The organism is Hymenobacter coccineus (genome assembly GCF_001816125.1).
GTDB classification, from domain to species: Bacteria; Bacteroidota; Bacteroidia; order Cytophagales; family Hymenobacteraceae; genus Hymenobacter; species Hymenobacter coccineus.
Map to the genome: position 1 here is coordinate 1 of NZ_MDZA01000364.1, position 13,249 is coordinate 13,249.

15 protein-coding genes are annotated in these 13,249 nt (G+C 64.6%); 13 read left to right on the forward strand and 2 right to left on the reverse strand.

Features of this window, described 5'->3' with window-relative positions:
• Positions 1 to 189 precede the first annotated feature (189 nt).
• On the forward strand, positions 190 to 588 hold the full coding sequence (locus BEN49_RS17455) for a hypothetical protein (RefSeq protein WP_070745669.1): 399 nt from the start codon (positions 190 to 192) through the stop codon (positions 586 to 588).
• A 178-nt stretch (positions 589 to 766) separates the two neighbouring features.
• Here the strand turns inward: BEN49_RS17455 and BEN49_RS28260 are convergent, their stop codons facing one another.
• Entirely contained in the window at positions 767 to 919 is a 153-nt protein-coding gene (locus tag BEN49_RS28260; protein ID WP_158022992.1) for a hypothetical protein, read from the reverse strand.
• Between the two features lie 129 nt (positions 920 to 1,048).
• On the opposite strand from BEN49_RS28260, the gene BEN49_RS17460 reads away from it, so the two are divergent.
• From BEN49_RS17460 to BEN49_RS17480, 5 genes are all read left to right on the forward strand, one after another.
• Positions 1,049 to 1,495: a hypothetical protein gene (locus tag BEN49_RS17460; RefSeq protein WP_070745671.1), complete on the forward strand. Its 447-nt coding sequence runs from the start codon at positions 1,049 to 1,051 to the stop codon at positions 1,493 to 1,495.
• A 284-nt stretch (positions 1,496 to 1,779) separates the two neighbouring features.
• Positions 1,780 to 2,253, forward strand: coding sequence for a transposase (locus BEN49_RS17465; protein WP_070745673.1), 474 nt, complete (start codon positions 1,780 to 1,782; stop codon positions 2,251 to 2,253).
• A gap of 734 nt (positions 2,254 to 2,987) precedes the next feature.
• Positions 2,988 to 4,580 carry an oleate hydratase gene (locus BEN49_RS17470; protein ID WP_070745675.1) on the forward strand — a complete coding sequence of 531 codons (1,593 nt, stop codon included), beginning with the start codon at positions 2,988 to 2,990 and terminating at the stop codon, positions 4,578 to 4,580.
• A 52-nt stretch (positions 4,581 to 4,632) separates the two neighbouring features.
• Complete coding sequence (locus BEN49_RS17475; protein WP_070745677.1) at positions 4,633 to 5,619, forward strand: 2-hydroxyacid dehydrogenase; 987 nt, start codon at positions 4,633 to 4,635, stop codon at positions 5,617 to 5,619.
• 44 nt (positions 5,620 to 5,663) lie between these two features.
• Positions 5,664 to 6,140 carry a BLUF domain-containing protein gene (locus BEN49_RS17480; protein ID WP_070745678.1) on the forward strand — a complete coding sequence of 159 codons (477 nt, stop codon included), beginning with the start codon at positions 5,664 to 5,666 and terminating at the stop codon, positions 6,138 to 6,140.
• Between the two features lie 320 nt (positions 6,141 to 6,460).
• On the opposite strand, the gene BEN49_RS17485 is transcribed toward BEN49_RS17480, so the two are convergent.
• Positions 6,461 to 6,799, reverse strand: a complete 339-nt coding sequence (locus BEN49_RS17485; RefSeq protein WP_070745680.1) for a hypothetical protein — start codon at positions 6,797 to 6,799, stop codon at positions 6,461 to 6,463.
• 241 nt (positions 6,800 to 7,040) lie between these two features.
• On the opposite strand from BEN49_RS17485, the gene BEN49_RS17490 reads away from it, so the two are divergent.
• The 7 genes from BEN49_RS17490 (at position 7,041) to BEN49_RS17520 (ending at position 13,242) form a co-directional block, all read left to right on the forward strand.
• Complete coding sequence (locus tag BEN49_RS17490; RefSeq protein WP_070745681.1) at positions 7,041 to 7,799, forward strand: MlaE family ABC transporter permease; 759 nt, start codon at positions 7,041 to 7,043, stop codon at positions 7,797 to 7,799.
• Positions 7,800 to 7,868: 69 nt separating this feature from the next.
• Positions 7,869 to 8,648, forward strand: coding sequence for an ABC transporter ATP-binding protein (locus BEN49_RS17495; protein WP_070745683.1), 780 nt, complete (start codon positions 7,869 to 7,871; stop codon positions 8,646 to 8,648).
• A gap of 132 nt (positions 8,649 to 8,780) precedes the next feature.
• Complete coding sequence (locus BEN49_RS17500; RefSeq protein WP_070745685.1) at positions 8,781 to 9,779, forward strand: MlaD family protein; 999 nt, start codon at positions 8,781 to 8,783, stop codon at positions 9,777 to 9,779.
• Positions 9,780 to 9,877: 98 nt separating this feature from the next.
• A complete protein-coding gene (locus tag BEN49_RS17505; protein ID WP_083326210.1) occupies positions 9,878 to 11,344 on the forward strand; it encodes a L,D-transpeptidase scaffold domain-containing protein in 1,467 nt (488 codons plus the stop codon).
• 403 nt (positions 11,345 to 11,747) lie between these two features.
• Positions 11,748 to 12,077, forward strand: a complete 330-nt coding sequence (locus BEN49_RS17510) for a CsbD family protein (protein WP_204376151.1) — start codon at positions 11,748 to 11,750, stop codon at positions 12,075 to 12,077.
• A 321-nt stretch (positions 12,078 to 12,398) separates the two neighbouring features.
• The gene (locus BEN49_RS17515; RefSeq protein WP_070745690.1) at positions 12,399 to 12,965 is read left to right on the forward strand and encodes a universal stress protein; all 567 of its coding nucleotides are present in this window, start codon (positions 12,399 to 12,401) and stop codon (positions 12,963 to 12,965) included.
• Positions 12,862 to 13,242: a universal stress protein gene (locus BEN49_RS17520; RefSeq protein ID WP_083326211.1), complete on the forward strand. Its 381-nt coding sequence runs from the start codon at positions 12,862 to 12,864 to the stop codon at positions 13,240 to 13,242. The genes BEN49_RS17515 and BEN49_RS17520 overlap by 104 nt, the downstream gene beginning before the upstream one ends.
• Positions 13,243 to 13,249: the final 7 nt, after the last annotated feature.

The following is a 13,249-nucleotide window of genomic DNA, read 5'->3' on the forward strand; positions in this document are numbered from 1 at the left end:
AACGGCGGCATTCGGCCCTGGGCTACCTCGCCCCCAACCACTTCGAAACCCATTTTCAAACTGCGTCCCAACTCTGTGCGGCTTAGCTAGACCACCTCACTTTCAAGCGTTGGGCGGCCAGCGGTTTCAGATCGACACCCCCCTTGATTCATTGCCGAGTAGCTTTGTTTTTTTAACCCGACGCCCCGCATGGATGCCCGCCCACCAGCCAAACTTGATGTCGTCGCGTCAAACCTGCTTTTCGCCAGCTTGGCGGTGGGCGTTGCGGTAAGCTACGGGACCAAAACCGGAGTTTTTGCCAATGACTTTAAAACGTCCCCTGCCACAGCGGCGGCACTTACCATTGCGGTTCCGTTCCTACTGGTGCAGTATTACGCCATCCGAAAGGGCGAACGGTGGGCCAAGATTTCATATGTTGCCTTCGCCGGCTTGTCCGTTCTCTTCACTTTCCTGGATTTCAAAGGCGTAACCGCGAAGCTTGACACGCCTGCCAGCGCAGCCATTTTTGTCGTGCAGTACCTAGTGCAACTGGCCGTGATGGTTATGATTCTACAGAGCTTGCGGGGCGTAAAGCCAGCGGCTAATTAATGCCAGCTGAACGCCCCTAAGCACGCTTAGAACGCGGCAGATCGCGCACGTTAAGGGTTGAATGCGTCGTTCGTGGCCGTAATCTACAAGCTATGCTTGGCCGTTTGCACCACGTAGAAGGGGGTTGTACCTCATCTAAACCACCGTTTGGCTAAACCTAGCTTTCTACTGGACGTGGTCACCCGCGGCCGAGCCAGTCGGCCAGCCAGCAACCGCCCGCCACGATGGCCACGCCCACGGCGACCACCACGCTCGTCACCACGCCGATGGCCAGCACCCAGACCACGCCCGGCACCTTCTCCAGCCCGTCCCCAGTTTCAAACAATCGCATGGAGCAAAGCTAGTACGCCCCGCCGCGTGGGAAGGGTTGGCGGAAGATTTCGACCCTTTGCGTGAACTGAGAGGGCGCACCCTCCGAATACCCATTTCTGTCTCCCATTTGTCAAGGCAACCAGATTCCTTGGAAGTGGTCAATGCGGCCATTGTGGCCGCCTATGGTTCGGCTACGAAACCCCATTACGGGTTTTCGCTCCGAGCCTACAACCGACGGCCCTATCAAGCCCTCGTAGATGCATTGGCCCGCGATTATGTCCTGGAGGACTCAACCGACCTGAATTACGAAGTCGCTTTTACCTACGCCGTACGGGGCCAGGAAGCGCATTATTTGCTGCTGTCCCTGGTGGGTCCGTTTTACGTGCTGTATCGGTCCTTCGCCGAAGTGAAAACCCCAGCTAAACAACTCGACACGGAGGAAGGCAAGGCCATTGTGCAGGTGGTGGAGCGCCACGGGCTTACGCGTCTGGATCCAATTGTACTTCAGCAGCGCACCTGTTTGGAGCATAGGGCAGGACGTGCCACGGTCCTGATGACGGTCTGGGAAGCCCTGTTTGACTATAGTCAGCTATGAGCACCAAGATGGTGGTGCATAAATGCTCCTTAAACCATATTGTCGCGTTTACCTTGAGACCGTGGCTGTTGCAGAAGTCGTAGCCAGCTCGGCCCGAGATTCGTAGCGGGAAGATGCAAGGCAAGAAGCTGTTTCTCGACAAAGAGGTTACCCGCTTTCGGCTCTCCGAACGGGTGCCGCCCCATAATCTTTACCGGCGACTGGCCGAGTTGATCGACTAGTCGTTTCTCTACGACGAGACCCGGGCGCTCTACAGCCACACGGGCCAGCCCTCGTTGGACCCGGTGGTCTTCTTCAAGCTGGTGCTGGTGGGCCGGCTGGAAAATTTGGTCAGCGATCGCCGCTTGGTCGCGCACTGCGCCCTGCGGCTCGACATCCTGCTTTTCCTCGGCTACGAAGTGGACGAGGAGCTGCCGTGGCACTCGACCGTGAGCCGCACCCGCCAGCTCTTCCCGGCCGCCGTGTTCGAGCGCCTGTTCGACCACGTCTTTGCCCAGTGCGTGGCCCGGGGCCTGGTGGCCGGCGACACGCAGGCCGTCGACTCGGCCCCGGTCAAGGCCAACGCGTCGCTGGAAGCCGTGCGCGAAAAACAGGCCGCTGGGCCGACCGGTCCCCACCTAAGCGGCCGCGTGCAGACGCCCGCCGCGGGCTCGGTGCTGACGGCCCCGGCCCACCAGCTGCGCCAGCTGGCCAGCGCCGGCGGCAGGGCGCGCAGACCGGCGCGCTGGGCGCGCGGCACGACCAAGCCCGCTTGCTGAGCAACAAGACCCACTACTCGCCCGCCGACCCCGACGCGCGCATCTCCGTCAAGCCCGGCAAGGCCCGGGCCCTGAACTACCTCTGCAGCCTGGCGGTCGACACTAAGGCTGCGCCCTGCCCTGCTGCTCTTTTCCTCGTTACGGACCAGTCTCGGAGCGCCTCCCCGAAACGTTGCTGCGTGGTTCCACGCCCGGGCACAGACCCCGGTGGGCCAACGCTAGCGCAGGGCAAACACGACGTAGGGCTGAAACGCCCCGTGCCCCAGGTGCCGGGTGCTAGGTGCGGGTGAGCTGGCCGTTGCGCAGGTAAGGCGTTGTTTAACAAATAGGGGGAAACCTCCGAGTCCGTAGCCGCAAGGCGTGGTTATTCGTGATAAGGTACATAAGCAGCGTAAGAGCATCAAAAACAGATAGTCTTAAACGCTCCTTAACTCAATCAAAAGGAAATAATGAAAACGAACGTTTACACTGTCGTTTTGCTCGCGTTTTAGGTAACATGCTGTACATAACACCATTAATCTCTGAAATCGTATAATGATGCCGATGAGTCGAAGGTTTTGCCCTAGTTGTTTAACAATACCTACAGGTGGACCAGGAGCAGAAAGGCCCTACTGACTACCCGGCTTTACGCCTGTAAAAAGTCAAGTCAGCCGCTTGACTTCCGTCATGAAATAGGCTAGGCCATTGCCGGAACCTTGCGGTGAACTCAGCTCATCCACTGGTCCCCGGCTTTTATGCTTGCCTCCTCCCTGCCTATTCCTGGCCACGCGTACCTTGTCGGGGGCGGCATTGCCTCGCTCGCGGCCGCGGCCTTTCTCATCCGCGACGGCCAGCTGCCGGGCGCTCATATTCACATTCTGGAAGCGTCCGACATGCTCGGCGGCAGCCTCGACGGGGCTGGCCGGGCCGACCAGGGCTACGTGCTGCGTGGGGGCCGGATGCTGAACTTTACCTACCGCTGCACCTACGATTTGCTGGCCTCCATTCCGTCGCTGGAGCACGCGGGCCGGTCCGTGCACGACGACATCATCGCCTTCAATCAGCAGATTAAGACCCACGCCCTGGCCCGAGTCGTGGACCGCAACGGCCACGTCGTGGATGTGACCGACTTGGGCTTCACCGAGCCCGACCGGCTGGACCTCGTGGAACTGCTGGTCGTGCCCGAAGCAACGCTCGGCACCAAGCGCGTGGACGAGTGGTTTAAGCCCCGCTTTTTCGAAACCAACTTCTGGTTTATGTGGGCCACCATGTTTGCCTTCCAGCCCTGGCACAGCCTGGTGGAGTTTAAGCGCTACCTGCTGCGCTTTCTGCACGAGTTTCCGCGCATCGACACGCTGGCCGGCGTCGACCGCACGCCTTATAACCAGTTCGACTCCATCGTGCTGCCCCTCACCGCCTGGCTGCAAGCGCAGGGCGTGGAGTTCCGGCTGGGCAGCCTGGTTACGGACCTGGACTTTGCGCCCCACGCCGCCACCAAAACCGTGGAGCGCCTGCACCACACCCGCGATGGGGCCTCCCAAACGCAGGTCGTGCAGCCGCACGACCTGGTGCTGGTGACCAACGGCTCGATGACGGCCAGCTCCGCGCTGGGCACCATGACGACCGCGCCCGTGCGCCCCGCCACCCCCGGCGGCGGGGCCTGGGCCCTGTGGGAAACGGTGGCCAAGAAGTACTCCGACTTCGGCCGGCCCTGCGTCTTCGATGCCCGCCTGGGCGAGTCGACTTGGGAGTCCTTTACGGTGACCAGCCACGGCACGCTGTTCTTCGACTTGATGGAACAGTTTTCGGGCAACAAGGCCGGCACCGGGGCGCTGGTCACGCTCAAGGATTCCAGCTGGCTGCTGTCCATCGTGCTGGCCTATCAGCCGCACTTCCTCAACCAGCCCGCCGGCGTGACGGTGTTTTGGGGCTACGGGCTGTTCCCGGACAGGGTAGGGGACTACGTGCCGAAGCAGATGAGCGACTGCTCGGGCGCCGAAATCCTGACCGAGCTGCTGAGTCAGTTGAACATGGCCGAGCACCTGCCCGCGGTGCTGGCCGAAGCCAACTGCATTCCGGCGCTGCTGCCCTACATCACCAGCCAGTTTCTGACCCGCGCCCCCGGCGACCGGCCGCAGGTAGTACCGGCGGGCTCGACCAACTGCGCCTTTCTGGGCCAGTTTACCGAAATGCCCGACGACGTGGTGTTCACGGTGGAGTACTCCGTGCGCTCGGCCCAGCTGGCGGTGTACCAGCTGCTGAAGCTGGACAAGGAGCCCCCGGCCCTCTACAAGGGCCAGCACGACTTTAAGGTGCTCTACAACGCCTTGAAAACCATGCACCGCTAGGCCGGCTGCACCCACTCGGCAATTTTGTTTTTCCCCGCTGCTTTCCCCTCTTATGGACGTTACCATCTTTAGTACCCTGGCCTTCGAGCGCCCCTTTTTGAAGCAAGCCAACGCCGGGCGCCACCAGCTGCACTTTTATGACGCGGCCCTTACCCCCGAAACGGTGCCGCTGGCGCAGGGCTCGCAGGCCATCAGCGTCTTTGCTCCCGACGACGGGTCGGCTCCGCTGCTGGCGCAGCTCTGGGCCCACGGCGTGCGCCACGTGGCCGTGCGCTCGGCCGGCTACGACAACGTGGACCTGCTGGCCGCCCACCGGCTGGGCCTGGGCGTGGCCAACGTGCCCGACTACTCGCCCCACGCCATTGCCGAGCACGCCGTGGCCCTGATGCTGGCCCTGGCCCGCCACCTGCGCCAGGCCAACGAGCAGCTGCGCGCCAACGACTTTTGCCTCGACAAACTTATCGGCTTCGAGCTCTACGGCAAGACGGTGGGCATCCTGGGGGTCGGGCACATCGGGGCCGTGGTGGCGCGCATCCTGCACGGCTTTGGCTGCCGGCTGCTGGGCGTGGACGTGCTGCCCAACGCGGAGCTTACCCAGCGCTACGGCCTGGAATACGTGCCCCTGCCCGCCCTCTGCGCGCAGGCCGACATCCTCAGCGTGCACACGCCCCTCACGGCCCAGACCCGGCACCTGCTCGACGACGAGGTGCTCGCCCGTCTGAAGCCGGGCGCGATGCTCATCAACACCGGCCGCGGGGGCGTGCTCGACACGGCCGCCGCCCTGCGCGCCCTGGCCAGCGGCCGGCTCGGCTACCTGGGCCTCGACGTGTACGAGGCCGAAAAAGGGCTCTTTTTCGCCAACCACACCCGCGACCCGCTGCGCGACGCGGCCTTTGCCCAACTACTTACCTACCCCAACGTGCTCGTGACCGGGCACCAGGGCTACCTCACCCAGGAGGCGCTCACCAACATCGCCACCGCCGTGGTGGCCAGCCTCGATGCCTGGGCGCTGGGCCAGCCCGCGCCGCACGAGCTGTAAGGCCGGCGGCTCGTCTTCTCTCACCCTTCCTACCGCTGCATTTTTTGGACCTTTATCACCTCATTTATCAGAGCCAGGCGCTGGGTGAGTTCGGGGCCCTCGAGCTAGCGGCCCTGCTGCACCGGGGCCGGGCGCATAACCAGGCCCACGGCATTTCGGGCGTGCTGGTGCACACGGCCAACGGGCGGTTTTTGCAGGTGCTCGAAGGCCCCCAAACGGCCGTGCGCCACCTCTACTACCACGTCATTCTTTCCGATACCCGGCACTTTCACTGCCAGGTGCTCGGCGAGGGTTTTGCGGCCCAGCGCAGCTTTGCCGGCTGGACGATGGGCTGCCGCATGGCGCATCCCGACGACCTGCGCGCCCTGCTGGGCGAAGTGCCAGCCGACGGCCTCGGCCTGGCCCACCGGCCCTACCCGCGCCCCCAACTGCTGGCCTTGCTCGAAGCCTTCGTGGCGCAGGGAGCAGTCGAAACCGGCCAGGGCCACCCGCTCGACAGCCGCCCCACCCGGCATAGCTAATGCTCCGCAGCCCTATGCTTCTGCGCACCTAGCAGGGTAATAGCGTGTATTTAACCAAGAAATATAAAGCACTTAGTAAGCAGTTTTTAGTGGAGATGGCCAGCGAAAAGGCTACTGCTTGTTGAGTGGCGGGGGCTGGCTTCTCCGCAGGACGTAGCTGATTTCTAAAGGCTTATTTGACTCGAAACCATCCTTGAAAGTCAGTAAGTCATCAGCCCCTTCCGGCAGGCGTTAGGGCAGTGGCCGGTAGTCACGGGTGCCCGGCGCTAGCAGCCGAAGAAGGTTTTTGGTCATGGTGGGGGTGTCTCAACCTGCTACTATTAGTGCAGTCGCCGATAGGCCAGCAGCAACAGACCCAGCGCGAAAATAGAGGTGAAAATCAGCTGATTATGGCGGGCCAGCCCGTTGGGAAGAAAGATGTCGAAGTTGTCCTTGGTCGAGCTGGAGTAGCGGCGGGCCAGGAGTGTCAGCGGGCAGTGGCGCCTGAAGAGCAGCAGCACCGCGCCTTCGCCCAGCACCAGCGTGCTGGCGGCCCAGGTATGCCAGCTTATTTGATTGGCGATGCCGCAGTAGAGCACGTAGCCGATAACGGCCACGAAGAACCCCCACACCAGCGTGTGGAGAACCTTGATGCACAGCAGCTTCGCTTCGGCTCTCATGGCACTTACGGCGGCATTGCTTATTGGCGCGTAGTCGCCGATAAGCCCGACAGGGACAGCGCTTTGCGTGACGATAACGCTAGCAACCAGTCTGGTACAAGAGTACGCCCGCCCCGGCCGCGCGCGCTTGACGAAAGTCATGGCCGGGGCCTGACTTTGTGCATTCCCGTTGCCGGCTGAGCACCGGTCCTTTGCCCCCGGCTACTCTGCTAGACCGGCTACCCCTTCAACTCCCCGCACCTTGATTCTCAGCTCCTTTCTGGCCGAAGCCGGCACCATCACCCGGTTTGCGGGGCGGTTTTTCCGCGAGGGGGTTCGGCCGCGCTACGAGGTGCAGGAGTTTTTGTACCAGTGCTACGTCATTGGGTACCAGTCGCTGCCGCTGGTGGGCATCACGGGCTTCATTATGGGGCTGGTGCTCACGCTGCGGCTGCGGCCCACCATGGTGCAGTTCGGGGCCGAGTCGTGGATTCCGGTGATGGTGGGCCTCACCGTCATCCAGGAGCTGAGCCCCATCATCACGGGCCTGATGGTGGCCGGCAAGGTGGGCTCCAACATCGGGGCCGAGCTCAGCTCGATGCGCGTGAGCGAACAGATTGACGCCATGGACGTGTCGGGCACCAACCCGTTTAAGTACCTGGTCGTCACGCGGGTGCTGGCGGCCACGCTCATGGTGCCGGTGCTCACGCTGCTCTCCGACGCCATCGGGCTGTTTGCCGCCTTCGTGGGGGTCAACATGCAGGGCTCCACCACCCTGCTGCTCTTCATTAATCACATCGTGGGCCGCCTCACCTTCGGCCAGGTGCTGCCGGCGGTCGTCAAAACCTTCTTTTTTGGCTTCGCCATCGGCCTCATCAGCTGCTACAAGGGCTACTACGCCAGCAACGACACCGCCGGCGTGGGCCGCGCCGCCAACTCGGCCGTGGTGGCCGGCTCGCTGGCCGTGTTTCTACTCGACCTGGTAGCCGTGCTGGTGAGCACGGCCTTTGGGCTTATTTGAAGGGGGCCCCGCGCCAGGGCCAGCTTCTGCCAGCAAGAACTGGCCACCATTTATTTCCCACTAAAAATCGTGCTTCCTACCCGCGCTCTTTTCGCCACTGCTGCTGCGGCGGCCACCCCCGCCGAGGCGGTACTCACGGTGGCAGGCGTGTGCCTGGCCTTCGGCGAAAACCACGTGCTGCAAGACTTCTCGCTGACGCTGAACCGGGGCGAAAACGTGGTGGTGATGGGCAAGTCGGGGGCGGGTAAGTCGGTGCTTATCAAGTGCGTCATCGGCTTGCAACGGCCCGATGCGGGCACCATCACGGTGCTGGGCCAGGACCTGGGGGCCCTCGACCACGCCGGCCTCGACCGGCTGCGCACCAAGCTGGGCTTCCTTTTCCAGAGCAACGCCCTCTACGACTCGATGACGGTGCGGGAGAATCTGCTGTTTCCGCTGCGCCGGCAGTGGCTCGCCCACACCCCCGCCCAGGAAGCCGAGCTGGTAAGGCAGGCCCTCACCGATGTGGGCCTGGCCGACACGGCCGCGCTGCTGCCGGCCGCGCTCTCGGGCGGCATGCGCAAGCGCATCGCGCTGGCCCGCACGCTCATCCTGCGGCCCGACATCATCCTCTACGACGAGCCCACCACGGGCCTCGACCCCATCACGGCCCGCGAAATCGACCACCTCATCCGGGCGGTACAAGCCAAATACAACACCTCGGCCGTCATCATCTCCCACGACCTGGCCTGCGTGCGCCTCACTGCCGACCGCGTGGCCCTGCTCGCCGAGGGCCGCTGCTACGCCCAAGGCACCTATGCCGAGGTGAGCGCGAACGCGGACCCGAAGGTGCACGATTTTTTTATTTAACCGCGCCGGTCCGCCAGCCGCAACCGGCTGGCCGGGGCCCGACAATATCCCACGCAGGGAGCCTTTTTGAAAGCTGCGAATGACGGGGCACCCCGCTGATTTTTACCTCCTACCTCCTAAATACCTACTCCCATGCCCCAAAACTCCACCGGCAATGCGGTACGCCTCGGCCTGTTTATGCTCCTGGGCATCGGGTTTCTGTTGGGGCTGCTGTACCTGATGGGCCAGCAGCAGAACCTGTTTGGCCACAGCCTGGTGGTGCGGGCTGATTTTCGCAACGTGTCGGGCCTACTAACCGGCAACGGCGTGCGCCTAGGCGGCATCACGGTAGGCAACGTGAAAGAAATCAATCTTTTGAACGACAGCACTGTGCGCGTGTCCATGCGCCTCGACAAAGATGCTCAGGGCTTCGTGCGCCAAAACGCGGTGGCCACCATCGGCACCGATGGCCTGGTGGGCAACACCATCATTAACCTCACGGCCCAGCCCGCGCCCGCCCCGCCCGTAGTGGCCGGCGACGTGCTGCCTACCCACGAGCAAACCAGCCTCGACGCCATGCTGGCAACCCTGGACGTGTCCAACAAAAACCTGGTGGGCATCACCACCGGCCTGCGCGCCGCCACGGATAAGCTTAACGGCAGCAAAGCCCTCTGGCAGCTCCTCAGCGACGAGCAGCTACCGGCCGCTGTGCACCAAAGCGCCCGCAATGCGGCCACGGCCACGGCCCGGCTTAGCGGGGCCGCCGCCGATGTGCGTCAGCTCACCCAGGGCGTGCGCCGGGGCCGGGGGCCGCTCGGCTACCTGCTTACGGATAAGGTGTTTGCCGGCCAGCTTGGGCACGCGGCCGGTCAGCTGGCCGGCACTTCCGATACCCTGGCCGCCACGCTTAACGGCTTGCGCCGCCAGGTGCAATCCGGCGGTGGCCCCGTGCAGGCGCTGCTCACCGATACCACGGCCGCCCGGCAGCTGCGCCGCACCCTGGGCAACGCGGCCCAAAGCACCGCCAAACTCAACCAGAGCATGACCGCCCTGCAACACAACTTCCTGCTGCGCGGCTACTTCCGCCGCCAGGCCAAGCACCAGGTCCGGGCCACGGCCGACTCGCTCAAGCAGGTGGGCCGGGCGCGCTAGTGGCGGTCAGCGTGGCTTTTGAGCCGCCAGGGCCAGCGCTTGCGGAGCGAGCAGCTCTTGCACTGCGCCGAAACACTCCTTTCTTTTCCTTGCCACCCATGCGTCCGCTCCTTACCTCGCTCATCTTTGCTTTGCTGACGCTAGCGGCGGCTAGCCCAGCCGCGGCGCGGCCTTTCCACCAGCAGGGCCCCGCCCAGGCCAGGCCCACTGGTCTAACTGCCCGTATCCGTGCCCTGCTGCCCGATACACTGGCGGGTAGGGGAGGGGGGAGGGCGCTCGGGCCAAGCGCAACTAGTCGGGCCTTCTACCGCCGCCGGGCCTATGCCCCGGCTTGGTGCGACACCAGCCGGCTAGCCCCGCGGGGCCGCACGGCGCTGGCCCTGCTGGGCCGCGCCGAAGACTTCGGGTTACAGCCTCATAACTATCATTTTACCGCGCTGCAAGCCCTGGCTGATTCGCTGGCCGAGCCTCAGGCGACCGCCGGGCACGCCGCGCAGCTAGCCCGGTTCGACGTGCTGCTCACGGATGGGCTGCTGGCGTTTGCGCTGCACCTGCGCCGGGGGCAGCTCCACGCGTTTACGCCTTCGCCGCTGGAAAAGGCCGGTGGGCCTTTTTCTCCCGCTGCCTGGCTGGCACGGGCTTTGGCAGCCCCGGATTTTACCGGGGCCCTGCTCCGGTGCCAGCCCCCGCAGCGCGAGTACCAGCAGCTGCAACGGGCGTTGGCCCGGTGGCGGCGGCAGCCGGCGGGCCCCGGAGCCGGGCTAAAGCAGCGGCGGGCGCAGCAGCTGGCCGTCACGCTGGAGCGTTGGCGCTGGGCGGCCATTCCGGATGCCGAATACGTGTTGGTGAACCTGCCCGCCTACCAGCTGGCCGTGGTGCGGCGCGGCCGGGTGCTCCAGACGCATCGCCTGGTTATCGGCCGGCCCGCCAACCCCACGCCCACGCTTAGCAGCCGGCTCACCTCCTTCACCATCGCCCCGGAATGGCGGGTGCCCCGCCGCGTGGCCACCGAGCAGCTGCTGCCCTATTTGCAGGCTAACGCGCAGGCGCATTCCGAACAGGATTTTCTGGCTAATAACAACTACCGCCTCTTCGATGCGCGGGGCCGGGAGCTGCGCGGCACGGACGTGGACTGGTCGGCCGTGACGGCGCAGAATTTCGCCTATACCCTCCGCCAAAATCCCGGCTGCGGCAACCTGCTGGGCAACGTCATTTTCCCCTTTGCCAACCCCTACGGCGTGTACCTCAACGACGGGCCCGACCCGCTACGGTTCGGGCGGCCCTACCGCGCCCTGGGCCGCAGCTGCCTGCAAGTGCAAAACCCGATGCACCTGGCCACCTACCTGCTCGGCCCCGATGCCGCCCGCGCCGCGCTGCCCACCGAAGCCCAGTGCGAAGCCGCCCCCCAGCCGCGCAACTTCTTTCTGAAGCGGCCGGTGCCGCTCCACGTACGCTACGCTACCTGCGCGGTCGTGGCCGGCCAGCTCCGCTTTTATGCCGATGTGTATGGGCAGGATGAGGCGTTGCGCCGGCAGCTTTTCGGGCGCGTAGTGGCTCGCCGCTAGGTAAGCAAAAGCAAATTGCGCCGTTTTCTACTCCGCCCATGCTGCCCACTACTTCGCCGGCCCCAACGCCAGCCCCGGCCGGGCGGATGGGCGACGTAATGGGACCGGCCTTGCGCGGTACCGGCCTTGCGCGTGCCACCGGGCCAGCTACTGGCCATTAGGTAGCCCAGTGGCTCGGGCAAAAGCACACGCCTGCATACATCGGCTGCCTCGACGTGGCCACCAGCGCCAGTAGTTACCCCACGGCCAAAACGTATTTCACCAGGCTTGACAAACGTCATCCGTTGGTCTGCAGAAAGTCAAAGCGGCGCGGGGGGTGGCAACGCAACCTTTGCTAAACCCCAAACGCCTCGCGCCAACCTTGGCCGGCAGCGTCAATACCCACTTTTTTAGTCCGCTTCTTATGACCTACGACACTCCCAAAAACACCACTGGCAAAGTACTGCTCACCGCCCTGGCCGGCGCTGGCGTCGGGGCAGTGCTGGGCACCCTGTTGTATTCCAAAAAAGGTATGGCGCGCCGCCGTCATTTCCGCAACTACCGCATCGACCAGCGGCTGCGCCTGAAAGGCGACTGGGACCTGCTGAAGGGCAAGCTGCAACACCAATACAGCCAGCTCACCGACGAGGACCTGAATTACGCGGAGGGCAAAGGCCACGAACTGGTAAGCCGCCTGCAAGCCAAGCTCGGCAAGCGCAAGCGCCAAATTGTGAAGCTGCTGAACGCCCTCTAGGCCCTGCGCCGCTACCTGCCCACCGAGCCCGCCACCGGGTTGCAGCCCTAGCTCCACCCTAGCCGGCTGCAACCCGGTGGCGGGCCCGTGGCGTGGGGGGCGCTGCCCACCCGGCGGGCTTGCTAAATATCAGATGCGTAGTCGTTTATAATCAAGAGTTTGCTGCTGGCAGGTAGTGATTTTTGCTCCTGCATTCCGGCTCATCAGATGCCTACAACTTGGGAGCCCGCGACGCGGACAACGACCTACTGGTAACCACCGCGAGCGGGCGCTAGGCCTGGGCTGCCCCCTTTCCAACGGCTTTTCTTTTGCTTATCACTGATGAAGAACTCCATCCTGATTCTCGCCAACTCTGCCGCAGGCGCCGAGCCCACGGCCCGCTACGCCGCCGCGCTGGGGGCCCCGCTGCACGCGCGCCTGGCCATGCTTCACATCGAAGTGTACCCCGTGGTGCTGGAGCCGGAGCTAGCCGCGGTCGCGGTTGAACAGAACGCGCGCAACGAGGCCGAAAACCTGGCGGACCTGCGCGCCCTGGCCCGCCGCCTGCCCGGCCCGCCCGAAGTACTCGAAACGGTCGGCTTTCTGGGCGACGGGGTGGCCGAGGCCGTGCGCCAGCAGCAGCCGTTGCTGCTGGCCCTGGGCCTGAGCCCCGAGCAGGGCCTGTTGGACCACTTGCTGGTCGAGCAGGCCCTGCCCGTGCTGCGCGCCACCCACCGGCCGCTGCTGCTGGTGCCCCGCAGCGCGCCCTGCGTGGGTCCGCCGCGCCGCGTGCTGGTGGCCGTCGATGGGGAGCCCTTCGCCCCCCAATGCCGCGAGCCGGGCGCTGGCCCCGCTGCTGGCGGCCTGGTCGGCCGCCTACACCGTGGCCCACGTGCAGGCCCAGGGTGAGGAGGCGCGGGGCCAAGCCCCCGGCCAGCTGGCGCTGGCCAACGTGCGCGCCAGCGGCCTGCTGCCGGCCGCCGCTCCCCTGGAGCTGTACGAGGAAGCCCACCTGAACCCGGCCACCGGCGTGCTGCAAGCCATTACCGATACCCAGGCCGATTTACTGGTGCTCGTTGCCCGGCCGCGCAGCTTTCTGGCCGGGCTGTTTCACCGCAGCGTTACGGCGGCAGTTTTGCGCCACTGCACGGTGCCGGTGCTGCTGCTGCCGGCCGAGTCGTTGTGAGCTTGGT

Excerpts from the sequence above, each read along its gene's own strand:
- BEN49_RS28260 (WP_158022992.1), bottom strand. The coding sequence starts at position 919 with ATGCGATTGTTTGAAACTGGGGACGGGCTGGAGAAGGTGCCGGGCGTG.
- BEN49_RS17485 (WP_070745680.1), bottom strand. The coding sequence starts at position 6,799 with ATGAGAGCCGAAGCGAAGCTGCTGTGCATCAAGGTTCTCCACACGCTG.
- BEN49_RS17500 (WP_070745685.1), top strand. The coding sequence starts at position 8,781 with ATGCCCCAAAACTCCACCGGCAATGCGGTACGCCTCGGCCTGTTTATG.
- BEN49_RS17470 (WP_070745675.1), top strand. The coding sequence starts at position 2,988 with ATGCTTGCCTCCTCCCTGCCTATTCCTGGCCACGCGTACCTTGTCGGG.
- BEN49_RS17520 (WP_083326211.1), top strand. The coding sequence starts at position 12,862 with ATGGGGAGCCCTTCGCCCCCCAATGCCGCGAGCCGGGCGCTGGCCCCG.
- BEN49_RS17475 (WP_070745677.1), top strand. The coding sequence starts at position 4,633 with ATGGACGTTACCATCTTTAGTACCCTGGCCTTCGAGCGCCCCTTTTTG.
- BEN49_RS17455 (WP_070745669.1), top strand. The coding sequence starts at position 190 with ATGGATGCCCGCCCACCAGCCAAACTTGATGTCGTCGCGTCAAACCTG.
- BEN49_RS17515 (WP_070745690.1), top strand. The coding sequence starts at position 12,399 with ATGAAGAACTCCATCCTGATTCTCGCCAACTCTGCCGCAGGCGCCGAG.
- BEN49_RS17505 (WP_083326210.1), top strand. The coding sequence starts at position 9,878 with ATGCGTCCGCTCCTTACCTCGCTCATCTTTGCTTTGCTGACGCTAGCG.
- BEN49_RS17510 (WP_204376151.1), top strand. The coding sequence starts at position 11,748 with ATGACCTACGACACTCCCAAAAACACCACTGGCAAAGTACTGCTCACC.